General features: G+C 63.5%; 23 protein-coding genes and 3 pseudogenes. 16 read left to right on the top strand and 10 right to left on the bottom strand.

Features of this window, described 5'->3' with window-relative positions; all coding sequences use genetic code 11:
- Positions 1-108: pseudogene (locus IE126_RS26150) on the top strand (IS481 family transposase); the annotation flags it as partial.
- A gap of 3 nt (positions 109-111) precedes the next feature.
- Here the strand turns inward: IE126_RS26150 and IE126_RS23805 are convergent.
- Genes IE126_RS23805 through IE126_RS23790 form a run of 4 tightly spaced genes read right to left on the bottom strand, consistent with a single transcriptional unit; the run spans position 112 to position 3575 of the window.
- Positions 112-804 carry an ABC transporter ATP-binding protein gene (locus IE126_RS23805; RefSeq protein ID WP_028030781.1) on the bottom strand — a complete coding sequence of 231 codons (693 nt, stop codon included), beginning with the start codon at positions 802-804 and terminating at the stop codon, positions 112-114.
- 3 nt (positions 805-807) lie between these two features.
- Complete coding sequence (locus IE126_RS23800) at positions 808-1941, bottom strand: ABC transporter permease (protein ID WP_028030780.1); 1134 nt, start codon at positions 1939-1941, stop codon at positions 808-810.
- Positions 1938-3083 carry an efflux RND transporter periplasmic adaptor subunit gene (locus tag IE126_RS23795; protein ID WP_028030779.1) on the bottom strand — a complete coding sequence of 382 codons (1146 nt, stop codon included), beginning with the start codon at positions 3081-3083 and terminating at the stop codon, positions 1938-1940. Before IE126_RS23795 ends, IE126_RS23800 begins: the two co-directional genes overlap by 4 nt.
- A 3-nt stretch (positions 3084-3086) precedes the next feature.
- Positions 3087-3575, bottom strand: coding sequence for a cytochrome b (locus IE126_RS23790; RefSeq protein ID WP_028030778.1), 489 nt, complete (start codon positions 3573-3575; stop codon positions 3087-3089).
- An 80-nt stretch (positions 3576-3655) separates the two neighbouring features.
- Here IE126_RS23790 and IE126_RS23785 point away from each other — a divergent pair, with 80 nt between their 5' ends.
- Positions 3656-4264 carry a TetR/AcrR family transcriptional regulator gene (locus tag IE126_RS23785; RefSeq protein ID WP_028030777.1) on the top strand — a complete coding sequence of 203 codons (609 nt, stop codon included), beginning with the start codon at positions 3656-3658 and terminating at the stop codon, positions 4262-4264.
- Complete coding sequence (locus tag IE126_RS23780) at positions 4261-4617, top strand: hypothetical protein (RefSeq protein ID WP_028030776.1); 357 nt, start codon at positions 4261-4263, stop codon at positions 4615-4617. Before IE126_RS23785 ends, IE126_RS23780 begins: the two co-directional genes overlap by 4 nt.
- Before the next feature lie 82 nt (positions 4618-4699).
- Here the strand turns inward: IE126_RS23780 and IE126_RS23775 are convergent, their stop codons facing one another.
- Together IE126_RS23775 and IE126_RS23770 are read right to left on the bottom strand one after the other, a co-directional pair.
- On the bottom strand, positions 4700-6730 hold the full coding sequence (locus IE126_RS23775; protein ID WP_089258509.1) for a tyrosine-type recombinase/integrase: 2031 nt from the start codon (positions 6728-6730) through the stop codon (positions 4700-4702).
- Positions 6727-8019: a tyrosine-type recombinase/integrase gene (locus IE126_RS23770; protein ID WP_229825853.1), complete on the bottom strand. Its 1293-nt coding sequence runs from the start codon at positions 8017-8019 to the stop codon at positions 6727-6729. The genes IE126_RS23775 and IE126_RS23770 overlap by 4 nt, the downstream gene beginning before the upstream one ends.
- Here IE126_RS23770 and IE126_RS23765 point away from each other — a divergent pair.
- The 6 genes and pseudogenes from IE126_RS23765 to IE126_RS26430 all read left to right on the top strand — a co-directional run.
- Positions 7951-8256 (top strand): annotated as a pseudogene (locus IE126_RS23765) (DUF6915 family protein); the annotation flags it as partial. The gene IE126_RS23770 and the pseudogene IE126_RS23765 sit on opposite strands and share 69 nt — an antisense overlap.
- A 273-nt stretch (positions 8257-8529) precedes the next feature.
- Entirely contained in the window at positions 8530-8949 is a 420-nt protein-coding gene (locus tag IE126_RS23760; protein ID WP_189382708.1) for a hypothetical protein, read from the top strand.
- Positions 8942-9586, top strand: a complete 645-nt coding sequence (locus IE126_RS23755; RefSeq protein ID WP_189382706.1) for an antitoxin of toxin-antitoxin stability system — start codon at positions 8942-8944, stop codon at positions 9584-9586. Before IE126_RS23760 ends, IE126_RS23755 begins: the two co-directional genes overlap by 8 nt.
- A 58-nt stretch (positions 9587-9644) precedes the next feature.
- A complete protein-coding gene (locus IE126_RS23750) occupies positions 9645-10046 on the top strand; it encodes an MbcA/ParS/Xre antitoxin family protein (RefSeq protein WP_189382704.1) in 402 nt (133 codons plus the stop codon).
- Complete coding sequence (locus IE126_RS23745; RefSeq protein WP_189382702.1) at positions 10043-10744, top strand: RES family NAD+ phosphorylase; 702 nt, start codon at positions 10043-10045, stop codon at positions 10742-10744. Before IE126_RS23750 ends, IE126_RS23745 begins: the two co-directional genes overlap by 4 nt.
- A complete protein-coding gene (locus IE126_RS26430; protein WP_189382700.1) occupies positions 10707-10958 on the top strand; it encodes a type II toxin -antitoxin system TacA 1-like antitoxin in 252 nt (83 codons plus the stop codon). Before IE126_RS23745 ends, IE126_RS26430 begins: the two co-directional genes overlap by 38 nt.
- An 80-nt stretch (positions 10959-11038) precedes the next feature.
- On the opposite strand, the gene IE126_RS23735 is transcribed toward IE126_RS26430, so the two are convergent.
- Positions 11039-11959, bottom strand: coding sequence for a LysR family transcriptional regulator (locus IE126_RS23735; protein WP_189382698.1), 921 nt, complete (start codon positions 11957-11959; stop codon positions 11039-11041).
- A gap of 72 nt (positions 11960-12031) precedes the next feature.
- Between IE126_RS23735 and IE126_RS23730 the strand changes: the two genes are divergently transcribed.
- From IE126_RS23730 to IE126_RS23715, 4 genes are read left to right on the top strand one after another with little or no spacing between them, the layout of a single operon-like run.
- Positions 12032-12658 carry an NADPH-dependent F420 reductase gene (locus IE126_RS23730; RefSeq protein WP_189382696.1) on the top strand — a complete coding sequence of 209 codons (627 nt, stop codon included), beginning with the start codon at positions 12032-12034 and terminating at the stop codon, positions 12656-12658.
- Between the two features lie 3 nt (positions 12659-12661).
- The gene (locus IE126_RS23725) at positions 12662-13039 is read left to right on the top strand and encodes a GFA family protein (protein WP_189382695.1); all 378 of its coding nucleotides are present in this window, start codon (positions 12662-12664) and stop codon (positions 13037-13039) included.
- Positions 13036-13587, top strand: a complete 552-nt coding sequence (locus IE126_RS23720) for an antibiotic biosynthesis monooxygenase (protein WP_189382693.1) — start codon at positions 13036-13038, stop codon at positions 13585-13587. The genes IE126_RS23725 and IE126_RS23720 overlap by 4 nt, the downstream gene beginning before the upstream one ends.
- Positions 13588-13599: 12 nt before the next feature.
- Complete coding sequence (locus tag IE126_RS23715; protein WP_189382691.1) at positions 13600-14337, top strand: type 1 glutamine amidotransferase domain-containing protein; 738 nt, start codon at positions 13600-13602, stop codon at positions 14335-14337.
- Between the two features lie 272 nt (positions 14338-14609).
- Here IE126_RS23715 and IE126_RS23710 read toward each other — a convergent pair whose 3' ends face one another.
- Complete coding sequence (locus IE126_RS23710) at positions 14610-14906, bottom strand: hypothetical protein (protein WP_128515242.1); 297 nt, start codon at positions 14904-14906, stop codon at positions 14610-14612.
- A gap of 177 nt (positions 14907-15083) precedes the next feature.
- On the opposite strand from IE126_RS23710, the gene IE126_RS23705 reads away from it, so the two are divergent.
- The 3 genes from IE126_RS23705 to IE126_RS23695 all read left to right on the top strand — a co-directional run bounded on the left by IE126_RS23705 (position 15084) and on the right by IE126_RS23695 (position 21790).
- Positions 15084-19442, top strand: coding sequence for a strawberry notch family protein (locus IE126_RS23705; protein WP_189382689.1), 4359 nt, complete (start codon positions 15084-15086; stop codon positions 19440-19442).
- Positions 19443-19453: 11 nt separating this feature from the next.
- Complete coding sequence (locus IE126_RS23700; protein ID WP_189382687.1) at positions 19454-20485, top strand: DUF7146 domain-containing protein; 1032 nt, start codon at positions 19454-19456, stop codon at positions 20483-20485.
- A gap of 369 nt (positions 20486-20854) precedes the next feature.
- On the top strand, positions 20855-21790 hold the full coding sequence (locus IE126_RS23695) for a DUF2493 domain-containing protein (protein ID WP_189382685.1): 936 nt from the start codon (positions 20855-20857) through the stop codon (positions 21788-21790).
- Between the two features lie 86 nt (positions 21791-21876).
- Here the strand turns inward: IE126_RS23695 and IE126_RS23690 are convergent, their stop codons facing one another.
- Both IE126_RS23690 and IE126_RS26140 read right to left on the bottom strand, forming a co-directional pair.
- Positions 21877-22461: a poly-gamma-glutamate hydrolase family protein gene (locus IE126_RS23690; RefSeq protein WP_189382684.1), complete on the bottom strand. Its 585-nt coding sequence runs from the start codon at positions 22459-22461 to the stop codon at positions 21877-21879.
- Between the two features lie 93 nt (positions 22462-22554).
- Positions 22555-22659 (bottom strand): annotated as a pseudogene (locus IE126_RS26140) (IS481 family transposase); the annotation flags it as partial.

The raw sequence follows: 22659 nt of genomic DNA, 5'->3' as shown, positions 1-22659 counted from the left end.
TCAGCCCTGAAGGGCAGAACGCCCATCGCCGCCCTCAAGGACTGGCAACGCCAAAGGCCCGAGCTGTTCAGGAAGCGCGTCTACAATCACACGGGATGCGACACTTAGGCACTACTCATCTGCCAATTTTCCGTCGCGCAGATGGATAAGCCGATCGAAGCGGTCGAAGATTTTCTCGTCATGGGTGACCGTCAGGATGCAGGCTTCCTGCTCGGCGGCAAGCTTTCGCAGCAGGTCCATGACCAGTTGTGCGCGTTTGCTGTCCAATGCCGCGGTCGGCTCGTCCGCAAGGATGATCCGCGGGCGGTTGGCCAGCGCGCGTGCGATAGCCACGCGTTGCGCCTCGCCCCCTGATAACAGCGCGGGCTTAACCGGGGCGCGGTGGCCGACCTCGAGATAATCGAGAAGCTCTTTTGCCCGCTCCTTTCCCTTTTCGGGCGCCCAACCGGCAAGGTCGAGGACGAGGGATACATTTTCTGCCGCCGTCAGGAAGGGCAGCAGGTTGTGCGCCTGAAAGATGAAGCCAATCTTGTCCAGCCGCAGACGACGCAGATCGCTGCGCAGCCATTTGCCGTCAAAGACCGGATCACCATCCAGCACCACCCGACCCGAGGATGGGTCAAGGATGCAGCCGATGATGTTCAGAAGCGTCGTCTTGCCAGACCCTGACGGCCCCAGGAGTGCGATCACCTCACCTGCACGCACCTGCAGGTCAACTTGGCGGAGGGCATCGACGCGGGTCTCGCCTTCGCCATAGTGCTTGGCCACGGCTTGCACATCGACCAGAATATCACCGATGGCCATGGCTCAGCCTCCCAGCGCGGTGGCGGGGTCCACCTTCAGGGCCGCGCGCACGCCCAGACCGCTGGCGGCCAGACAGACCACGACGATGATCCCGGCCAGAACGGCCACGTTAAACGGTTCCAGCACCACGCGGCGCGGAAAGACATCCTTGACAAGCAGGATCAGAACCAGACCGATGCCCCAACCTGCGGTCCCAAGGATCAGCGATTGCTGTACGATCAGCCCGATGATGGTGCGGTCTGGGGCGCCGATCAGCTTTAGCGTTGCGATCTGCTTCAGCTTTTCCATGGTCATGGTGTAGATGATCAGCGCGATCACCACGGCCGACACCGCCAGGAGGATTCCCAGAAACAGCCCGATCTGACGGCGCGCCTTGTCCACAACCGAGGCCAGCAGGATGTTTTCCTGTTCGGTCTGGCTTAGGGCAGCCAGATGCTTCCATTGCCGCAAGGTTGCGGTCAGCAGATCGACATCCGCGCCGGGCGTCACGCGCACGATCACTGCCGCGACCGAGGCCGACTTGACCGCCCCCGCCCCGCGCGCGGCCTGCACCCGTTGATCTGCCGGAGCAAGTTCCGTTTGCAGCGCCATCGCATCGGCAAGCGTCATGTAAACCGCCGGATCGCCGCCCGAGTTCATCGCCCCTTCGACGAGCCCGACCACGGTAAAGCGGTTGCGGCCAAGGCGGATGGTATCACCCAGCACAAGGCCAGTCTTGCGGTCGGCCACCAGTTCGAAATGGCTGGTGCCGATGCCGCGCCCTTCGGCGATGATCTGCGGGCCACCCGGACGTCCGGTTTCATAGCCGATGATATAAAGCCGCAAGGCGCGGTCAAGGAAGGGGGCCTCGATGGTCTGGTAATTGATGGCCCCGGCTTCGGCCACGCCGGGCATGCGGGCCACGGTGTCGCGGCTGTCGGCGGGAATGGACGAGGCTTCGGCAAAAGGCCCCTTGGTGCCCGCCTCGACCACCCAGACGTCCGCCGCGGGGGCCTCGACCACCGCCAACGCATCGGCCACAAGGCCATTGTAGATGCCGATCATCGCCAGAACGACCGTCATCAGCAGGCCCAACCCGAAACAGGTCAGCACAAAGCGGAACAGGCCATGCCGGATGTCTTTCAGCGCCAGATTCATGGCGCGTCCCCGATCCGGGCCAGTCTGCCTTCGTCGGCACCTTTCGGCGGCATGGCGACAATCGCGGCGCCCTCGGGCAGGCCGCCTGTCACCTCGACCCGGCCCCGGTCGTCGCGTGCGCCAAAGGTCAGCTCGGCGCGGCGTAGCCGACCATCCTGCACCAGCCAGACTATGCCGCGAAAGCCGTCAAAGCCGGTGATCGCCACCTCGGGCACCATCAGCGCGTTGTCGCGTATGCCGGTCAGGATGCGTACTTCGGCCTGTTCGCCAAGGAACATCGCTTCGGGGCAGTCGGAACAGGTCAGCCAGACGCGGCGCTCTTCGTTAACGCGGTCACTTTCCAGCCCGATCCGGGCGACGGTGCCGTGGAACTCTGCCGCAGGCTGTGACCGCAGGCGGATGACACCCTCTTGTCCAAGCGCCAGTTGGCCGGCGCGTTCTTCGTCGATAAAGGCCTGAACCCAAATCGTTGCCGGATCAATCAGGGTGAAGATTGGATCACCGGCCTTGACCACCGTGCCCGGCTCGACGTGGCGAGCCACGACAACCGCATCATAGGGTGCGACCAGCCGGTGATGGGCGAGCAAGGTTTGTTCCAGTTGCAAGGCGGCCGCCGCATCTGCGCCCTGCGCGCGGATCACGGCCAGATCGGCTTCGGCCAAGGCCAGTTCGGCCCGCGCCACATCCTCGTCGCGCTGTGCCTCCTCGGCTCGCTGGATAGAGGCGACGTCCTGCCGCGCAAGTTCCTTCTGTCGATCGTTCGCGGCAATGCGCTGTGCCAGAACTGCCTGCGCCCGCGCCACTGCGGCATCGGCCTTGGCCTGACCGGCGGCATTTGCCGCAACCGCTGCTTGCGCCCGCGCAACGCGCGCTATCTGCTCAGCCGGATGCAAGGCGGCCAGTTCCTGTCCGGCCTTGACCGCATCCCCTGCATCTGCCGACACCGACACCAATGCCGCGCCAACTTCGAACCCGACGCGCGACAGGATCCGGGCCTCGACGGAACCTAGACCGTAAAGGCGCAAGGGCACCCCGGTTTCAGCGACGACAACCGTCACAGTCAGGGGCCGTTCGGTCAGAAACCAGCCCGCCGCCGCCAGCCCAACCAGTGCAACCGCGCCAAGGATCCAGGTTCTGCGCATCGCTCAGCCCTCGGCCCGGCGCATGCGGTTGATCAGGCCGTCTTTCAGCACAAACTGATGATAGAGCGCACCCAAAACATGCAGCGCCACCAGCGCCAGCAGCACGATCTTCAGCACGTTATGGCCCTGTGCCGCCAGATCGACCCCGCCGAACCAGGCCATCGACCCGCTGAGCGGCATCAGGATCATCAGCGCGTAAAGGCCGACATGGGCGGCCTTTGCCAAGGCGCGCTGCGCGGCACTGTCACCGACCATGGCAGGCGCGCCGCGCCGCGCCCGGATCGACAGCCGCCACAGCGCAAACAGCATGACCAGCGCCCCGCCTGCGACATGGGCCAGAACCAGCGGATTAAAGGCGGTTTCCACCCCCTTTGCCGCAGCGTCCCACGCGGCGGCAATGGCATCCTTGAACAGGTATTGCTGCACGATCAGCAGGGCCGCGCCCCAGTGAAGCGCGATCTGAAGGCGGGTGTATCCTTTGGGGCTGGGCATGGCGGTCCTCTCGCTCTGGCGAATCAGCTTGCTTGCTTTGCAAAATATGTTAGTGATTACCTACTTACAATAGGTGTCCCATGTTGCGTCGCAAATCAGCCGAAGATCGCAAGACGGAAATCATCGCGGCCGTTCTGGACTTGGCCGACCGTATCGGCCCCGACCGGCTGACCACCAATGACGTCGCGCAAGAGGTTGGCGTGACCCAAGCCGCGATCTTTCGGCATTTCCCGACAAAGGCAGAGCTTTGGACCGCGGTCGGGGAGGCCATCGCAGATCGGCTGGAAACTGCCTGGAAGCAGGCCGTCGACAGCAACGAAAGCCCGCAGTCAAGGCTCCGGGCGCTGATTGCTGCGCAGTTGCAGCAAATCGGGGAAACCCCCGCGCTTCCGGCCATTTTGCATTCCCGCGAATTGAACGTGGACAATGCCGCCCTGCGCGACCGGTTTCGTGGGGTTCTGATGCAGTATCAGGCGCATCTGGTGGCAAACCTGCATGCCATGGCCCAAGCCGGGATGATGGGTGCGGGCGTTCAGCCAAAGGATGCCGCCGTGCTTCTGACCTCGCTTGTTCAGGGCATTGCCATCCGGTGGAGCCTTGGCTCGCGCAGCTTTGACATCGTGCCCGAGGGGATGCGCCTGCTGGAGGTGCAACTGGTTCTGTTTGCCCGCAAGGAGATGCAGACATGAAAACGCATCACATCGCCGGTGTAGCGGCCATAGCCTTTGGGTTGTTGACGCTGATATCGGGTGGATCGGCCCTGTTCGGCTTGGTCGACATGGGGGCCGTCGTGCCCTTTGTCTTGTGGTTCAACTTCCTCGCAGGCTTCGCCTATGTCATTGGCGGCCGGCTTCTGATGATCGGGCATCGGCTTGCGTTGCCCGTCGCGCTGACCATCCTGATCGCGAACGCAACGGTGTTTGCCGTGTTCGGCTGGCGGGTTTTTGTGGGGGATGCCTTCGAGGCGCGCACTGTCGGCGCGATGACGTTTCGGACAGCTTTCTGGGTAGCGATGGTCTGGGCTTCCGTGCGAAGATCATGACATCTGGTATGAGTTTGCTATAGCGCGCGGTTTGGCCGACGCAATCCGATGTCAACATAGCTTATTTGTCGTTCGCTCACTGCTATGGGTCGGCTTCTTCACCCAGATCCTTCAACAGACGTTCGATGCGCGAAGCTGTGCTCTGATGTCGTTCGACCTCTTTAGACCATCCCCGCTCGCGCGCATCTTCAGCAAGTACTAACTCGAGTTTTCTCCGCTCTTGCAGCCGACCAGCGTAAGCTTTGGTCGTGACGAACTTGGCGCAGCTGAGATACAGGTCGCATTCGCAAGGTCCCTCCGACGGCAGGCGTAGACAATGGCCAAGTTCGAGCTCGGTCTTGATGAAGTTCGACTTAAGCCAGTCGATCGCCGCGCATGACAGCTTTCCTGCGCGGATCGCTTCTGCGCCCGGTCCGGCAATCATTTCGCCGGGTCCCAGAACGCTGCGGTAGTCGCGCAGCACTTCGGCGTCGCTGATCCGTGCGTAGACCATGGACATGTGCGGCGTCTGATGCCCCAAGACGCTCATGATCGTGTGCAACTTGGCACCTCGTTCGGCAAGTTGCGTGCCCACAGTGTGCCGAAACCGATGGCTGGTAACTATCGGCTTTCCATCTTGATCGACCAGCCCGGCGAGTCTGCACATCTGATTCAGGGGGTATTGTAGCAAATAGTCTGCCGACATCCGCCCGCTGCGGCGAAAGAAGACATAGCGGACCAAGTCGCCAGTCTTGTCATCCCGGATCGGACGGTCGTTGGCTTCGAGCCGTCGCTGGATGACTTCGTGCAATGCCGTTGCGGCGTCGTCATGCAAAGGCACCAGGCGTTCCCGCATAGTCTTTCCAGCGGGTATCCGCAGTCGGAAGGTCCCGTCGGGATACTGATCCAGGCAGTCCAAGCGGAGCCGAATCACCTCTCCCCGCCGAGCGCCAGACCAGCGGGCGATCAGGAGCGCTGCCTTCTGAAACTCACACTCGAGGCTCGGCAGCTGCGCCATAAGGCGCGACAGCTGGTCCTCTGGAATAAACCTTGGCACGCGGTGTGCCAACTTCGGCAGATCGTTCGGATCAAGAATCGGCCGTGTTGGAAAATTGGGCCAGTCCCATGCCGCGCCATCAGACAGGAACTTGGCAACAGTGCCCGCCCTTGCTCGACGAGCGTTTATGGACAGCGGCGCGCCTGTGCGTGGTGCAATGTCGAACTGAAGGTGGCGAAGGTAATCGTTGAAAAGCTCAGGATTGATATCAGCAAAGTTCAAAATGCTGGGCTGTCGGGTAGACAAGTAAGTCACAAAATGCCTCATCGAAACGGCCATGTGATCTACCGTCGGGCGAGCAAGACTGACCCGCTTTCTCTCAAGCCACCGGTTTGCCCATTCCTGGAGGTCTGGCCTCGGCGAAGCGATCGGCTTGCGTTTGTCTTGGATAATCTGAGGCCGGATGACATCATTCCCGTTTTGGAAGAGGAGCAGCTGCAGAATGCGGGTTTTGACCCGCCAGCTGCGCTGAAAGCCTGCCGGGAAGTCTTCTTTCTCGTTTCGGAAGATATGAGTGTCATGCCGTGCGGCGAAGGCGTCGACACCTGCGATCATTTCGTCGAGGTGATGCTGGCGAAGTTCGCCGAAAGAGCGAACACCCGTGTTCATCGCAAGGCGTGGCAAAACCACGCGGAGCGCTGCTTGCACGCCGGTTGCGGAATAGCCAATCTTCGCACTGTCCGCGACCAATGCGTCGAGCCCCTCATAGGCGTTCAATGGCTCCATCGTCTCCGCCACACGCATGTTCCCGACTGCGAACAGGAAATCGTAGTCCAACCGGATTCGGTCGGTCATGGCTGCGTAATAAAGATAGCTGCGGGCCCGAAAGCTGACCGGATAAGTCGGGTGGGCCTGCTTGTCACCATTTAGGCAGCCAATTCTGATGGGCAGGGGGGCAGCGAACCAATCCCTGATATCCGGCCAACTCTCAATAAACGTGGATCGGTATATCAGCCGCTTGCGGCGAAAACTGTCAGCCATCGGGATGCGCGCCAGAAATGCCGCATAGTCAGCTTCGTCTGCGTGCTCAAATATGACAGGGCGGTCGACGTCCGATTTTGGCGATACATGGGTCACAGAGCCTCTCCGTCCGTTGTTTGCGAAGGACGGTCCAGACCCAAGGCGTGTCGATACTCGGCGACCACTACGGCGTCGGATACCCTTGTGTAAATTCTGGTCGATTCCGGCGAGGCATGACCCAATCGCTTCTGTAATGTCAGTTCTCGCATCCCTGCCTCCCACATGCGCGTCGCATGGGTGTGGCGAAGGGCGTGCGGGGTCATCCACGGCTCACGGATCTCGGCGCGCTCACATGCGCGAGCGAAAAGTCGCGCCAGCGCAGAATAGGACAGCGGTTCTTGACGGTTTACGCCTGTGCCGCCGACCAGGAACACGAAAGGAACGTCAGCATCACTTGGTCGTTCGTGCATGACGTATGCGTTCAGGGTTTCCAGTGTCTCGCCATCATGCAAATCGACTACGCGCTCGACGCGGGACTTCGATCGTGCGCCCTTTGGATGATCATCGCGGCAGCGCACGAAGATGCGGCGGCGCCCGTAGCCGATATCGGCCAGATGTAAGCCGAGGACTTCTCCGGGGCGAAGGCCTCCGTTCAGCATCAGCAATACCAAGCTGCGATCGCGGAGATTGCGCGTGGCGGCCATTAGGCCTTCGACCTGTTGCTGATTCATCGGTCTTGGAAGCCGCTGCATGGTCTTGAGGCGCAATTCTCTGACCTCAGACCTCTGCCGTAAAATCCCAGTCAGAAACGGCCTGTGCCTGTCGCTCACCCGCCAAGATGTTTGATCTTGTTTCTTCACGATCGGGTTTGCCACGCTGAACGCTCCGGTGAAAATCGCCCAACGATAGAAGGCGTCGACCGCCACAAGGGCGCGATTGATCGTGGCGGCCGACAGTCCTTTTGCAACGGGCGCCCCCTCACTCACCACAAGTCTGATCGAAGTGTCCCGGCGCTTGCGATTGGCTGGCACCGACCGAAGGTGCCCCAGGAAGGCGGCTGAGAGTTCAGGGGAGAAGGAGGTCCAATGAATTCCTTGTGTTGAGAGAAAGGTCCAGAGATGAATGAGGTCGCGCGCATAGGCGAGGGCGGTGTTGGGCGAATATGCTTTCGCCAGCAAGTAGGCAGCAAATCGACAGATCGGCTCGACTGGATTACCGTCCAAATCTGTCACCAGAATTGTGCCGCCGCTAACGGAACCTGTCAGTTTGAACATCAGCGCCTCAAGAGATTCCGGGGTCATACCGTCCAGCATATGGCAAAACGCCGCCGCGGGCGTGCTGTCCACATAATCGACCAGAGCAAGGAGATCACCGCGGACTTCCGGCACCGGGCGCTGCGCCACCATGCCGAGGGCATCTTCATGGCCGAGACGATTTTCGGTCCCACCCTTACACTCTCGACCGGGCGCATCATCCCGACCCGCTGGGTCGGTGAGCAGCATGTGAAGGAAGATCTCGGTTTCATCCCGAGTTTCGCCGACTGGGTGAAGGCCATCCGGCCCGAGCCCTGGATGGGCCGGGCCGAGCGGATCGAGGCGCTGGTCGATCCGCATCTTGCTTCGCCCGTGGTCGAGGTCACCTGATATGACTGACCCGGCCTATCAGCACCTCGGCTTGCCCGCGGCGGCGTCGCCCTACACCGTCCTTCGGGCGGTGGTCCGGGCGCTCCACCCCGACACGCGCGCCGTGCGGGGCTTCCGGGCGGCGCGCAAGCGCTTCTACCGACAGATACTCTGCGCCCATGCCGCGAGACAGACGGCGGGCGAAAGTCCTACCGGCTGATCGCCCCAACCACCCCTTCATTCCAAAACAACGCCCGGCCTCTTGGCCGGGTCTTCCTCATTCAGGAGCTCCCCATGGCGGATTACTTCACCCATTTCTCATGCCTGCTCGACGTCGGCAGCCCCGACAAAGCTGCCCGCGCGCTCGCCCTGTTTCAGGAACTCCGCGCCGCGGATCAGGACGCCGACGACCCGGAGGTCGTGGGCTTCGGTCTCGAGCGCCAGGACGCGCCCGAGGGCAGCACCCTCTGGATCCATGACGAGGACCACGGCGATGTCGAAGCCGTCATCCGCTTCGTGCTGCGCCTTGCCGACGAGCTCGACCTCACCGGCCTCTGGGGGTTCCAGTATGCCCAGACCTGCTCCCGGCCGCGCCTCGACGCCTTCGGCGGTGGCGCGCATGTCATCGATCTTGGCGCCCGCAAATCCATCGGCTGGACGAGCAGTCAGGAATGGCTGGCCGCCGCCCTGAACGGGGAGGATGTCGATGCCTGAGGTGATCTGCACCACGGTCTACCAGTTCCCCGAACTCTCGGAGGCCGCCAAGGAAAAGGCGCGCAGTTGGTATCGCGAGCTCGGCCCCCACGACGACTGGTGGGACGCGGTCTATGAGGACTTCGAGCGGGTCTGCGAGGTCCTCGGTATCCGCCTGAAGACCACGCCCGTGCGGCTGATGGGCGGCGGGACGCGGGCCAAGCCTAGTATCTGGTTCTCCGGGTTCTGGAGCCAGGGCGACGGGGCCTGCTTCGAGGGTTACTGGTCCCACGCCAAGGGCGCCGCCGCGCGCATCCGGGACTACGCGCCCACGGACGCGACGCTGCATGGCATCGCGGATCGGTTGCAGGCCATCCAGCGGCGAAACTTCTATCAGCTGGCCGCCGAGGTCAGCCACCGTGGCCGCTACTACCACGAATACACCATGTCGATTGATGTCAGCCGCGACAGCCCGACTTGGCAGCCGCCGACAGTGGACGCCGAAGACATCGTGACCGAGGCGCTGCGTGATTTGGCCCGTTGGCTCTACCGGCAACTTGAGGCCGAATACGACCACCTGACCTCGGACGAGGCCATCGAGGAGGGGATCATCGTCAACGAGTATACTTTCACGGAAGCCGGGCGGCGGTTCGGGTGAGAGTGCGCATAGTTCATTTGATCTTTACAATGAGACCATATGAACTATGTTGAGGACAGTGGAGAGCGAAATGCAAGTTGCAGAGAAAATCAGGGAACCCGCACAGATCAACGCCGTCGCGTTGAAGGCTTACGCGCGCGTGGTCGACGCCTGGGGTCTCAGCCTCAAGGAAGCGGCTGGCCTTGCTGACATGTCAGAGAGCACATGGAAGCGCGCCAAGAAGCCGGACTTTGCGGGGGAACTCACGAGGGACCAGCTGCTGCGGCTCAGTGCGGTGATCGGCATTTACAAGTCGCTCGAACTCTATTTCTCCGAGCCGCTCGCGCGAAGCTGGTTTACCCGGCCGAACACCGGTCCGTTGTTCGGGGGCAGCCGTCCCGTCGACACTGCCATCGACGGGGGTTTGCCGTATATCCTGGCGGTGCGGACCTATCTTGATGCGTTGCGTGGTGGCGCATGAAGCAGACCGAGATTTCCGATCGCGGTCTCGTTCGCCTCCTGCCCGCCACCTACCACAAGCCGCCATCCCTGCGCGGTCTTGTCGATACTGATGACGAGATGGAAATTCTCGCAGAGATCGAGGGCCTTACCAGCGGCCGCCTTCTGGCCGAACGTGGCCGCAATCCGCATCTGGACCCGCGCGAGCTTGCTTGGCAGCGCCGGAGCCGCGATCTGCGCATCTATGGCGACAGTCATGTCAACGCCGCCTTCACCTACACCCGCGTCGGCGGAAACCGCTTCAACGCCGAAGAGCGCGGCGCGTGGTATTGCGCATGGGATGTGATGGTGTCCGTCAGTGAAGTGGCCTGGCATCGCACACGCGAACTCGGCTTTACCGGCAGCTTCCATGACAGCGCGCGCTATGTGGAACTGCTGGCGGACTTTATTGGCATCTTCGACGATATGACCGACGAGGCGGGCCATCCCGCACTGCATCCGGATCCGGCTGTCGGATATCCCGAGGGCCAAAGCCTGGCCCAGCATCTCCGTCGGGGTGGATCGCGAGGCCTGATCTACCCCTCGGTCTGGGCGCCTGCGCCGGGCGGGAATTGCCTCGTCTGCTTCGAGCCCCACGCCATCCAGAACGTCCGGCCGGGCGCATCCTGGGATCTTGTTTGGGATGGGACGCCGCACTACTCGGTTACGGCTGTCGGCTGACGCGTTACAGCGAAAGCGCCCTTGGAGGTCCGAAGAAATGAAGCTTGCAAACGACAACAGCGCGGACGTCACAAGCTTGAAGCCATGCGACCATCAGGCATTCTTCGAGGTTTTGGATTCTCCGCCCTCACCGACGGAAGCGTTACGGGCAGCATTTCGCAGGCGGCAGAGTTCCTTCGTTGAGCAGGCCTCAGACACGCCAGCCAAAGACTGACACACGCCAGCTGTTCCTGTCTATCCACTTCGACATCAGACCGTTGTTGCGGATGCACCACTCCGGGACGGCGCATCGCGTCAGGGCAGCAAGCTGTCCGCGATAGCCTTGAGCAACCACAGTGTTCGGGGATCGGTAGAGTTACGGCGGTGCCAGAAGACCGAGACGGGGAAGCGGCGGATCTCGAGCGGCGGCGTGGCTGTCACCAGACCGAAGCCGGGGGCCAGTCGTTCTGCCAGTCGCGCGGGGAGCGTCAGCAGGGCAACGGATGAGGCCACCGCTGCAAGCGCAGGCAGGAACGCGGGCAGTCCCAGCGTGATGGTGCGGTGGCGGCCCACGGCGGCCAGCCGGTCATCCACCACCCCGCGCAGATCTCCCGCGGGTGAGATCAGGACGTGATCGGCGGCGCAATAGGCATCAAGGCTGATGGCGGGGGCATCTGGCAGCGCCTGTGGCAGGCCCGTCACGAGGAAACTTTCCTCGTAAATCGGCTCGACCATGATCGTCTCAGGCAGGTCCCAGATGAACCCCAGCGCCAGGTCAGCCCGCCCTTCGGTCAGGGCCTCGACGGCATCGGAGCGGCCCAAGGGCAGCACGGACAGGCACAGCCCGGGTGCCGCCTGACGCAGGCGCGCGGCCAACGGCGGGACCAGCACGGCCTGTTCGGCGTCCAGTGCGGCGATGCGCACCACGCCCTCGGCCTGCATCGGATCGAAGGTACGCGCCGCCCCGAGTGCGCCGCGCAACGCCTCGACCGCGCGGCGCACGGGCTCCTCCAGCGCGAGCGCAGTTGCGGTCGGCTCCATCCCGTGCGGGCGGCGCAGGAACAGGTCGTCCTGAAAGATGTCACGCAATCGTTTTACGGCTTGGCTGATGGCCGACTGGGTCAAGCCCAGTTCCAAAGCCACATCCGCCGCCTTGCGGTGGCGCACCAGCCCGAGAAACACGAGGAGCAACGTCAGATCCAGCCGCCTGAGTTGCGATATGCTTAAGTCAGACATGAACCCTATTCGCTATCACTTCTTTCGTTTGCCGCTTATCCCTTTGGTCAAGACTCAAGCAAGGGGAAAGTCATGCGGATCGCCATTATCGGGACAGGGAATGTCGGCGGGGCCATTGCCCGGGGGCTGACGGGCAAGGGGCATGATCTGGTCCTCGGGGCGTGTGATCCTGCCAAGGTCGCAACGCTGGCGGCCGAGACCGGGGCACAGGTCGCCTCTTCCGTCGCAGCTGCCAGGGGCGCCGACATCGTGATCCTCGCCCTGCCCTGGGGCGCGGCCGAGGCTGCGGTGCGGGACCTCGGCGATATGGCGGGCCAGATCGTCGTGGATTGCATGAACCCCATCGGCCGGACGGCGGCTGGGATGGGGCTGACGCTCGGGCATACCACCTCGGGCGGCGAGATCGTGCAGGGCTGGCTGCCACGCGCGCAAGTGGTCAAGACGCTCAATCAGGTAGGGGCCGAGATCATGGCCGACACCGCGCGCCTGCCGCACCCCCCGGTCATGTTCATGGCCGGCAATGACACAGACGCCAAGGGCAAGGTCGGGCTGATGCTGACCGACCTTGGCTTCGAGGCGCTGGATGCGGGCGACATCACAAAGGCGCGGTTGTTGGAGCCGTTCGCCATGGTCTGGATCAACCAGGCCCTGATGCGCGGCAAGGGTCGCAATTGGGCCTTCGCGGCAGTGGAGGGTTGAGGCATGACCGACACGCTGACCGCCACCTGCCACTGCGGCAACGTTCACATCACGATGCCCGCCAGCGCCGCCGGGATTCTGGCCTGCCATTGCGGCGACTGCCAGAAGATGCACGGCAACTTCAATGCCTTCGTGGCCGCACCTCGGGCCGACATGGTGGTGAAAGGAGAGGAGGCGCTGGCCTGGTATCAGTCCTCGGAAAAGTCACGCCGGGCCTTCTGCGCAACCTGCGGGGCACGGGTGGTGAAAGAGATCACTGCCGCAGGACGCTGGCTGGTCTCGGCTGGGCTGATCGACGGGCCGTCGGGCAAGAGGATCATCAAGAACCTGTGGGAGCAGTCGAAGCCCGATTGGTATGACCTGCCGCAGGTTGCGCCATGACAGACCCTGTCACCATCACCGTGCGGCGCAAGGTGCGCCCGGGGCACGAGGCTGCCTATGAGGCGTGGCTGAAGCGCCTGACCGAAGGCGCTTCCCGCGACTTTCCCGGCTATCTGGGCGCCGAGTTCCACCGCCCCGGGCCTGATGGAACCTATCGCAGCGTGTTCCGCTTCGACAGCCTGGCCAATCTGGAGGCCTTCGAACGGTCCGACTTCCGCGCCGCGATGCTGGCCGAGGGCGCCGACCTGTTTGCTGCCGATGCGGCGTGGGAGCGGATGACGGGCCTCGAATTCTGGTTCGACCCTCCCCCTGGCACTAAGGTTCCACAACCTAGCCCGCACCGCATGGCGCTGGTGCTGATCGCAGTGGTTTTCACACTGGTTCTGGCACTGAACCTGACGCTGGGGTCGCTGATGACCGGCTGGCCCCTGGCCCTCCGCGTGCTCGCCACTGTCTGCATCCAGGTCGGGCTGATGACTTACGTCATCATGCCGCGCCTCACCCCGCTGATCGCGCGCTTCATCTATCCGAACTCCAAAACCCTCTGAAAGGAAACGACAATGTCCGCTGCTATTGATGTGCATTCGAAGAAGAAAGTGCTGATGATCGCCGCCAATCCCGGCACTTCGCCCACCACGGGCTGGCCCGTAGGCTTCTGGTGGGCCGAACTGACCCACCCCTACTGGACCTTCTCGGAAGCTGGCTACGAGATCGAGATCGTCTCGCCCAAGGGCGGCGGTCTGGTGGCCGACGGGTTCTCCGACCCCGAGGATGCCTCTGGCTATTCCGCGCACGACCTGATCTCGCTCGGCTTCAAGAAGTCCGCCACCCATTCGGCGCTGGTGAAAGGCACGAAGTCCATCGCCGAGGTTGACCCGACCGCCTATGACGCGGTCTTCCTCGCAGGCGGGCAGTCGCCCATGGTGACGATGATCGACGATACCGCGCTGCACGCCTTCGTGGCCCGGGCCTATGAGGCGGGCAAGATCGTGTCGATCGTCTGCCACGGCACCTGCATTCTGCTGAAGACACGCCTTTCGAACGGCGATCTGCTGGTCAAGGGCAAGACCTGGACCGGTTTCGCCAACAGCGAAGAAGCCTTCGCCGACGCTTGGGTCGGCCAGAAGATCCAGCCCTTCTGGATCGAGGAAGAAGCGCGCAAGCTGGAAGGCACCAACTTCGTGGTGAATTCGATGTTCAAGGCGTTTGCTATCCGCGACGGCAACCTGATCACCGGCCAGCAACAATTCTCGGGCGGGGCAGCGGCCGTCCTGGTCGTCCAGACACTGGGCCGCTGAGGGGAACTTGGCCGGGCCCGCGCGGTGTGCGCAGGGTCCGGCCCCTTGCCGCATGTTCGCAGCAACCGTGACGAGCGCCTCTTCCCAGGTCGTCAGCCATAAAGTTGGCCGCCTGCCGTCGAGACCAGACCTTGGTCCTTCGGACTGGAGTTTGACCGAGGCTGATGTCCCGAAGGGCCAATCTGCCAACCTGTAGGTTGGCAACTACGCTCAGTTTGCCAAGCCACGGTATGGAGGACGCTCGGGAAGGCCGGAGCCAGCCGATGCCGTGCTCACTTGTTCCCGTCGATCCATTTCGACATCAGCCCCTTGTCGCGGAAACACTCATCCGGGACGGCGCGCCGTTTGATCCGGGCGAGTTTCTCCGCGAAAGCCACCTGCTTGGACGTGGGCAGCCGGTCCATGTCAGATACCGGCTTCAGCTGGGCCTGCGCCTCGATCCAAGCGCTGAGCGACCGCCGGTCCTGCTGAACCTCCCAGGGTAGGAGGGTCTGGTTGCGCAGGGCGAGGGACCGCGCATAGGCGATCTGCTTGGGCGTTGCGGGCAAGGCGTATGTGGTGCTGTCCATCGGGAAACTCCCTTGCTGGCTTGGCCCTCAATATAGAACATAATAGGAACAAAATCAAGCCAAGCGTCCGGGACGCGTCGGCTCGAGAGGAAGAGGGGGGCCGGGGAAGATCAAGCCTGAGGGTGCCCGAGAGAGGGCGTCCGGGCCTCATCCTGTCCCTCATTTCGGAGTTCCCCGATGACCTATCTCGCGCCTGTTGCGCCTCCCGTTCCTGTTCCATCTCGCGATCCTGCGCCCGCGATCTTCGCCGTGGCCGAGGCGCTGCAGCCCGACCTGGCGAAGGGCTTCCAGATCGACGCGCTGCGTCTTCGGCTTGAGATGGAGCGAGCCTTTGGCGGCTCCGATGCCGATGGCGCATGGGATTGGAAGCTCGCCTATGAGGCGGGTGAGGTGGCACTGGTCCTCTTCCTGCGAAAGTTCGGCCGCGCGCTTCTGGCCCGGGCGGGCTCACCTGCCGCGTTGCTGCCGATCCTCGCCAAGGTGGCGGGCCTTTTGCCCACGCACACGCGGCGCTCGGAGGAGATGGAGCGGTTCCAGCAATTCTCGACGCCGCTGCCCATGGGACTGGCTGCAATGGCAGCAGCGCAGATCACGCCCCGTGACCTCGTCCTCGAGCCTTCGGCCGGGACCGGGCTTCTCGCGATCCTCGCCGAGATCGCGGGCGGCAGTCTCGCGCTGAACGAGCTGGCGGACATCCGCGCCGATCTTCTGTGTCTTCTCTTTCCGGGTCATCCCGTCACCACTTTCGATGCCGCGCAGATCGACGATCATCTGGACGTGGGCCTTCGCCCGAGCGTCATCCTGATGAACCCGCCGTTCTCGGCCATGGCCAATGTTGATGGGCGGACGACCGAGGCGACGGCCCGGCATCTGCGCTCGGCGCTCGCGCGCCTTGCTCCCGGTGGACGGCTTGTTGCCATCACTGGCGCCGGTTTCGCACCGGATGCGCCCGCCTGGGCCGAGACGTTCAGCCGTCTGACCGAGCGCGCGCATCTGGTCTTCACCGGCGCTGTGTCGGGTGCGGCCTTTGCCAAACACGGCACCAGCTTCGAGACGCGGATTTCGGTCTTCGACAAATGTCGTGGTGGCGAGGCGGGCGGCATCACCGCCGATCTGGCTCGGCCGATGTCCGTCGATGCGCCGCAGCTCCTCGCCCGGATCGTAGCAGAGGTCCCGCCACGCCTCGAGATGGATGCGGGCGCAGTCGCGTGCTCCCCGACCACTTCCCCTTTCCGGGGAATTCCCGGCCGTTCCTCCGGCCTCACCGCTCGACCCTTGGGGTCGACGGCAGCGGCCAAGATGGATGTGCATGTCACCACGCCGGATGCCGAAGACCTCGGCTACACCCTGCGCGAGACGGAGGACGACCTCGGCTCCGCGCGCATTTCAGACGCGATCTACGAGACCTTCCGCCTGCAGGCCGTCGACATCCCCGGCGCGGCTCCGCACCCGACCAAGCTCGTGCAGTCGGCTGCCATGGCGTCCGTTGCGCCCCCCAAACCCTTTTATCGTCCCAAACTGCCCGCCGCCGTGCTACACGATGGCCTGCTTTCCGACGCGCAACTTGAGACCGTAATCTACGCGGGTGAGGCGCATGGCGCCTATCTCGCCGGATCGTGGACCGTCGATGAAACCGGCGACATGGTCTCGGCCGCGCCGAACGATGCCGCGGACGCTGTTCGCTTCCGCCGCGGCTTCTTCCTTGGCGACGGCACCGGGGCGGGCAAGGGCCGCCAGTCGGCCGGGATCCTGCTCGACAACTGGGCCCAAGGCCGCCGCAAAGCGCTGTGGATTTCCAAGAGCGACAAGCTGCTCGAGGATGCGCAGCGCGACTGGTCGGCGCTCGGCCAGGAGCGACTCCTCGTCACGCCCCTGTCCCGTTTCGCGCAAGGCCGCGACATCCCACTTTCTGAGGGCATCCTCTTCACCACCTACGCCACCCTGCGCTCCGAAGAGCGCGGGGCCAAGAAATCCCGCGTCGATCAGATCGTCGACTGGCTGGGCACCGATTTTGACGGTGTCATTTTGTTTGACGAAAGCCATGCCATGGCCAATGCGGCAGGGTCCAAGGGCGAGCGTGGCGATACGGAGGCCTCGCAGCAGGGCAGGGCGGGCCTGCGCCTGCAGCACAAGCTGCCCAATGCCCGCGTGGTCTACGTCTCTGCCACGGGAGCCACAACGGTGCACAACCTGGCCTATGCGCAGCGGCTCGGGCTTTGGGGTGGGAAGGACTTTCCCTTCGCAACTCGCGCCGAGTTCGTTCAGGCCATCGAAGCGGGCGGCGTCGCTGCGATGGAGGTCTTGGCCCGCGACCTGCGCTCGCTCGGCCTCTACACCGCTCGGTCGCTTTCTTACGATGGCGTCGAATACGAGATGCTGGAACATGCGCTAACCCCCGAGCAGCGCAGCATCTACGATGCCTATGCCGAGGCCTTCGCCATCATCCACAACAACTTGGCCGCCGCGATGGAAGCGGCCAATATCTCGGGTGACAGCGGCACGCTGAACCGCCAGGCCAAGTCTGCCGCGCGTTCCGCCTTCGAATCCGCAAAGCAGCGCTTCTTCGGCCATTTGCTGACGTCGATGAAAACCCCCACGCTCATATCCAGCATCGAGGCCGATCTTGCGGCAGGCCATGCGGCCGTAATCCAGATCGTCTCGACTGGCGAAGCGCTGATGGAAAGGCGCCTGTCAGAAATCCCCACCGACGAATGGAACGACATCCGCGTCGACATCACGCCGCGGGAATACGTCCTAGACTACCTCGCCCATTCCTTCCCGGTGCAGCTCTACGAGCCCTTCACCGACAGCGAGGGCAATCTGTCGTCGCGGCCCGTCGTGCGCGACGGCCAGCCAGTCGAATGCCGCGAGGCCGCCCGCCGGCGCGACGCAATGATCGAGAAACTGGCCTCGCTGCCGCCCGTGCCGGGCGCGCTCGACCAGATCGTCCAGCGTTTCGGCACCGATCTCGTGGCCGAGGTCACGGGCCGGTCGCGCCGCATCGTGCGCAAGGGCGAGGGGCACTCCGCGCGCCTCGTCGTCGAAAGCCGGGCGGGGTCTGCCAACCTCGCGGAAACCGCGGCCTTCATGGACGACGAGAAGCGCATCTTGATCTTCTCTGATGCGGGCGGCACGGGGCGCAGCTATCACGCCGATCTCGGGGCGAAGAACCAGCGCCTGCGCGTTCACTATCTTCTGGAGCCCGGCTGGAAGGCCGATGCAGCAATCCAGGGGCTCGGGCGGACCAACCGCACCAATCAGGCACAGCCGCCGCTCTTCCGGCCGGTGGCCACCGATGTGAAGGCGGAGAAGCGGTTCCTCTCGACCATCGCGCGCCGCCTCGACACGCTCGGAGCCATCACACGCGGCCAGCGCCAGACTGGCGGGCAGGGGCTGTTCCGGCCTGAGGACAACCTCGAGTCGCCCTATGCCCGCGACGCCCTGCGCCAGCTTTATCGTCGCATTTATCGCGGCGATGTAGCAGGCTGTTCGCTCGGGGCCTTCGAGGATGCCACCGGCCTCAGCCTGACTGATGACAACGGTCTGAAGGACGACCTACCGCCGATAACGACCTTCCTCAATCGCCTGCTCGCGCTGACGATCGACATGCAGGCCGTGCTGTTCGCTGCCTTCGAGGAACTGCTCGATGCGCGGATCGAAGGCGCCATCGCCGCCGGGGTCTACGACCTCGGACTCGAGACGCTGCGCGCTGAGAGCTTCCGCGTCACCGATGCGCTTGTCATCTACACCCATCCCGGCTCTGGCGCAGAAACCCAGCTCCTCACCATCGCGGAAAAGCGCCGCAACACGCCCACCTCGCTTGCAGATGCGCTCGACTGGCTGGATGACCCCAAGGCGCGGTTTCTGGTCAATAGCCGCTCGGGGCGTGCGGCGGTGCAAGTGCCCGCCACCAGCCTGATGCTCGACGACGGCACCGTCGAGCCCCGCCTGCGACTGATCCGCCCGACCGAAGCCAGTACGGTCCCGGCCAAGCTGATGGAGGACACCCATTGGCTCGAAGCCGACCGCGCGGCCTTCGCTGCCGCGTGGACCGCGGAACTGGCCGAGGTGCCGGAGTTCTCGGAATCCACGCTCCACATCGTGGCGGGCCTTCTGCTGCCGATTTGGAAGCAGCTCCCCCAGGACGAAACGCGCGTCTACCGGCTGCAGATGGATGACGGTCAGCGCATCATCGGCCGCCGTGTTTCGCCCGCATGGGTCGCGGCCACTTTGGCAGCCGACGCGCCGAAGCTCACTGCCGCTGACGTCTATGCCCTCCTTCTCGAGGGCAAGACCGTCGTGCGGCTGGCGGAAGGTCTGGAGCTGCACCGGTCCCGCGTCATGGGTATGAACCGGATCGAACTCTCGGGATTCACCGAAGCCCAGAAGGATCGCCTCAAGGCGGATGGCTTCTTTTCGGAGATCATCGCCTGGAAGCTGCGGCTCTTCTGCCCGACCGATCCTTCCGGGGTCGCGGTCCTCGAGCGCCTGCTTGCGCGTTTTGCGGTCTCCGGTCTACATGCACGCAATGGTTGAATTGTGTGATCATGTCATTGGAAACAGAAGAACTCTTGCGCGAGCTTTCGTCCCATGCCGAAAGCGTTTGTCGTCACTATCTTCCCGCCGGACGGCGGGAAGGCTCCTACTGGATCGTGGGCGATCTGCAGAATAATCCCGGCCGGTCGCTGTTCGTGCGGCTGACCGGCCCCAAATCGGGGCCTGGTGCGGCCGGCAAGTTCACTGACGGAGCCACCGGTGAACATGGCGATCTTCTCGACATCATCCGCGAACGGACGGGGATCACCCGCTTTCCCGACCTTCTCGCCGAGGCGCGTGCGCATCTTGGTCGTCCTGCGCCGATTACCCCGGATGGCACGGCACCCAGAAAATCGAAGACCCCCGGGGGCACGCCAGAGGCAGCGGCGCGCTTGTTTGCGGCCTCGATGTCGGTCGCAGGCACGCTTGCGGAAACCTATCTCCGCTCCCGGGGCATCACCCTTGGCGGAAAGACCAGCTCCCTCCGCTTCCACCCGAAGTGCTGGCATCGGGATGAGGGCCAGACCAAGAGCATTCCCCGACCGGCGTTGATCGCTGCGGTCACCGATGGCGCAGGGGTTTCGCAAGGTGTGCATCGGACCTGGCTTGCGCCTGACGGCCAAGGCAAGGCGGCAGTTGAGACGCAGCGGCGGGCCATGGGTCACCTTCTTGGCAATGCCGTCAGGTTGACCCCGTGTGACGACATCCTCGTTGTCGGCGAAGGCATTGAGACCATGCTGTCTGTTCGCGAGGCCGCCCCCGGCCTTCCTGTCTGGGCCGCTCTCTCATCGGGTAACCTCGGAGCCGTCCTGCTGCCGGAGGGGTTGCGGCGCCTCTACATCGCCATCGACCGCGATCCGGCCGGGCAGCGTGCAGCGGAAAGGTTGAGCGCCAGAGCCACCGAGGTCGGGATTGCAGCCCATGTGCTCGAGCCACGGCTCGGGGACTTCAACGACGATCTTCGGGCAGACGGACCGACGGAGCTGCGTCAGCATCTGGCAAAACAGATCGGTCCTGAAGATCTGCAGCGCCTGGATATCTGAGCTACCTCGGGCAAGCGGCAGTTCAGGACAGTGGGGCAGGGGGAACGGACCCATCGCAGGTTTGGACCGTCATCCCTTGCCTCTTCTCGGGGCAGCTCATCCACCCGTCCCCCGAGCGGCCTTCAAGAGATGGGCAGGCGGCCGTCAAAGGGGACGACCTTTCAAGGACGGGGGGCAACTGATTTCCGCCGCGGGGGACGAGCCCCCGCTTTGCATCGCGACACAAATCAGCCGCCCCCCGCCCTCCTCCACATGCGTTCCGGCCCCCGAAGGCGGGGGTGAAGGGTCCTCCCCCGTGACGGCTTTCGCAGCCCATGAAGGCCGCGCGGGATGACGCGCGGACCAGACAGGCCCGGAGGCAAGAAGAAGATGACGTTCCAAACCCGCGACGACGCTTACGAACCCGCCCACACCGCATCCCAGACCGCCCATGCGCTTGAGGAGCTGCAGCTTTACGGCTACCGCCCCTTCGAAGACGAGCCCGATCCGCGCCCGATGCCCGACGCGGACCGCCTCCGGGGTGCCGTCGCCGACATCTTCGACGCCCTCGTCGCGAGCCTCGCCGACACCCGCATGGAACCCGACCTCGAAGAAGTGCTCTGGGGCCAGGTCAACCTCTTCCACCGCGCCACCGCCCGGATCGAACGGTCGCTCGACGACAACGAACAGGCACAGCGCCGCCTCCAGCGCGAGCAGGACGGTTCGGAGGTGAAATCCACTGAGCTTGAGCGGCTGACGGCCGAGGGCCTGACCCTCACCGAACGGCGGAACTGCATGGACATGCTGCGCGATCACGCCGCCACCGAGTTCTGGCATCACACGGGTTCGAACTGGCGGCCCCGCACCGGTTCAAAGGTGAATCACCAGCACCTGACCGCCGCCCTGATCGACAGTCGCGATTTCCTCGCCGCCAAACGCCGCACTGAGGCCGAGGTGATGCTGCCCGCAGGCCCCAAGGTCGCCATCACCGGCGGGACCGACTTCAACGATCACCGCCTGATCTGGGGCAAGCTCGATCAGGTCCGTACCAAATATCCCGACATGGTCCTTCTCCACGGTGGTGGCGCAAAGGGCGCCGAACTCATCGCCGCCAAGTGGGCCGAAGCCCGGGGCGTTACCCAGGTCGCCTTCAAGCCTGACTGGACCAAGCACGCCAAAGCCGCACCCTTCAAGCGCAATGATGCCATGCTCGATGTGCTCCCCGTGGGTGTCCTCGTCTTCCCGGGCAATGGCATCCAGGAAAACCTCGCCGACAAGGCCAAGAAGCTCGGCATCCCGGTGGTCAAGTTCGAGAGGGGGGCGTGAGCCCCACTCGATGCTCAAAATGTCTGCCGTTCACAGTCGTTGAGCCATTCGTGCTAGCTGTGCCCGCAGTGGTGCGACTAAGCTATTCAAAGGGTGCCTGAGGTACGAACCGAATATCGGACTGCCTCGCAGAAGATTTCCAGAAGGCTGTCATCAGATATCAGCGAAGTACGCAGCCTAGGAGAAAGCTCAAGTTGTACCCCCATCCGGTTCCGCGTGCGGTTGCAAATATTCGCTTCATCCAGACCTGGAAGCCTTCGGTTAATCTCGGTACCGAAGCCAGCCTGCTGCAGCGAACTTCCGATAGCATCGCGCAAGCGAGTGTCACGGCCGCCCAACCAAACAAGGTCGGTTCCATCTTCCCGCCGCCCATGTATAGCAACTGAGGTTGAGGACCTACCGACAAGGTCGATGGCCGTAGGCTCGTCGAAACGATGGGAGGTAATGTGAAGGTCCCCGTGGGAGCCGTTCCGTAGGGCTTCAAAAGTGTAGAACGATAAATCCGTTCCTGCGATTGCTTCGGCTATCTCGGATGTCTTTGGCTCGATCCATCCGCCGTGCGGCGCCAAGATCACCGCGTCTGATTTGCGATCTAAGGCTCGGATGCGATAGTCAATATCGAGCCGCTCGCTGGCGGACAGGTCGTGAAAGGATTTGTATCGATCAGCCATTACATATCATCTAGGCATATTAAAAAGCCTGTCAAGTATCCGCCTTTTTTCAAGTACCGAGCGGACCAACAGAGCGTTTAGCACGACGCGGACCTAGCTGTCGCATCCCGTGTGATTGTAGACGCGCTTCCTGAACAGCTCGGGCCTTTGGCGTTGCCAGTCCTTGAGGGCGGCGATGGGCGTTCTGCCCTTCAGGGC

Source organism: Gemmobacter nanjingensis (assembly GCF_014652195.1).
GTDB classification, from domain to species: Bacteria; Pseudomonadota; Alphaproteobacteria; order Rhodobacterales; family Rhodobacteraceae; genus Gemmobacter; species Gemmobacter caeni.
This window is presented reverse-complemented; position numbering and strand designations above follow the sequence as displayed.

What these genes read in the sequence shown, in the direction of transcription:
- IE126_RS23800 (WP_028030780.1), bottom strand. Translation starts at nt 1,941, where the DNA reads ATGAATCTGGCGCTGAAAGACATCCGGCATGGCCTGTTCCGCTTTGTG.
- IE126_RS23745 (WP_189382702.1), top strand. Translation starts at nt 10,043, where the DNA reads ATGAAGCAGACCGAGATTTCCGATCGCGGTCTCGTTCGCCTCCTGCCC.
- IE126_RS23735 (WP_189382698.1), bottom strand. Translation starts at nt 11,959, where the DNA reads ATGTCTGACTTAAGCATATCGCAACTCAGGCGGCTGGATCTGACGTTG.
- IE126_RS23700 (WP_189382687.1), top strand. Translation starts at nt 19,454, where the DNA reads ATGTCATTGGAAACAGAAGAACTCTTGCGCGAGCTTTCGTCCCATGCC.
- IE126_RS23710 (WP_128515242.1), bottom strand. Translation starts at nt 14,906, where the DNA reads ATGGACAGCACCACATACGCCTTGCCCGCAACGCCCAAGCAGATCGCC.
- IE126_RS23715 (WP_189382691.1), top strand. Translation starts at nt 13,600, where the DNA reads ATGTCCGCTGCTATTGATGTGCATTCGAAGAAGAAAGTGCTGATGATC.
- IE126_RS23795 (WP_028030779.1), bottom strand. Translation starts at nt 3,083, where the DNA reads ATGCGCAGAACCTGGATCCTTGGCGCGGTTGCACTGGTTGGGCTGGCG.
- IE126_RS23785 (WP_028030777.1), top strand. Translation starts at nt 3,656, where the DNA reads ATGTTGCGTCGCAAATCAGCCGAAGATCGCAAGACGGAAATCATCGCG.
- IE126_RS23690 (WP_189382684.1), bottom strand. Translation starts at nt 22,461, where the DNA reads ATGGCTGATCGATACAAATCCTTTCACGACCTGTCCGCCAGCGAGCGG.
- IE126_RS23760 (WP_189382708.1), top strand. Translation starts at nt 8,530, where the DNA reads ATGGCGGATTACTTCACCCATTTCTCATGCCTGCTCGACGTCGGCAGC.
- IE126_RS23720 (WP_189382693.1), top strand. Translation starts at nt 13,036, where the DNA reads ATGACAGACCCTGTCACCATCACCGTGCGGCGCAAGGTGCGCCCGGGG.
- IE126_RS23730 (WP_189382696.1), top strand. Translation starts at nt 12,032, where the DNA reads ATGCGGATCGCCATTATCGGGACAGGGAATGTCGGCGGGGCCATTGCC.
- IE126_RS23705 (WP_189382689.1), top strand. Translation starts at nt 15,084, where the DNA reads ATGACCTATCTCGCGCCTGTTGCGCCTCCCGTTCCTGTTCCATCTCGC.
- IE126_RS26430 (WP_189382700.1), top strand. Translation starts at nt 10,707, where the DNA reads ATGGGACGCCGCACTACTCGGTTACGGCTGTCGGCTGACGCGTTACAG.
- IE126_RS23755 (WP_189382706.1), top strand. Translation starts at nt 8,942, where the DNA reads ATGCCTGAGGTGATCTGCACCACGGTCTACCAGTTCCCCGAACTCTCG.
- IE126_RS23790 (WP_028030778.1), bottom strand. Translation starts at nt 3,575, where the DNA reads ATGCCCAGCCCCAAAGGATACACCCGCCTTCAGATCGCGCTTCACTGG.
- IE126_RS23770 (WP_229825853.1), bottom strand. Translation starts at nt 8,019, where the DNA reads ATGGTGGCGCAGCGCCCGGTGCCGGAAGTCCGCGGTGATCTCCTTGCT.
- IE126_RS23805 (WP_028030781.1), bottom strand. Translation starts at nt 804, where the DNA reads ATGGCCATCGGTGATATTCTGGTCGATGTGCAAGCCGTGGCCAAGCAC.
- IE126_RS23695 (WP_189382685.1), top strand. Translation starts at nt 20,855, where the DNA reads ATGACGTTCCAAACCCGCGACGACGCTTACGAACCCGCCCACACCGCA.
- IE126_RS23780 (WP_028030776.1), top strand. Translation starts at nt 4,261, where the DNA reads ATGAAAACGCATCACATCGCCGGTGTAGCGGCCATAGCCTTTGGGTTG.
- IE126_RS23725 (WP_189382695.1), top strand. Translation starts at nt 12,662, where the DNA reads ATGACCGACACGCTGACCGCCACCTGCCACTGCGGCAACGTTCACATC.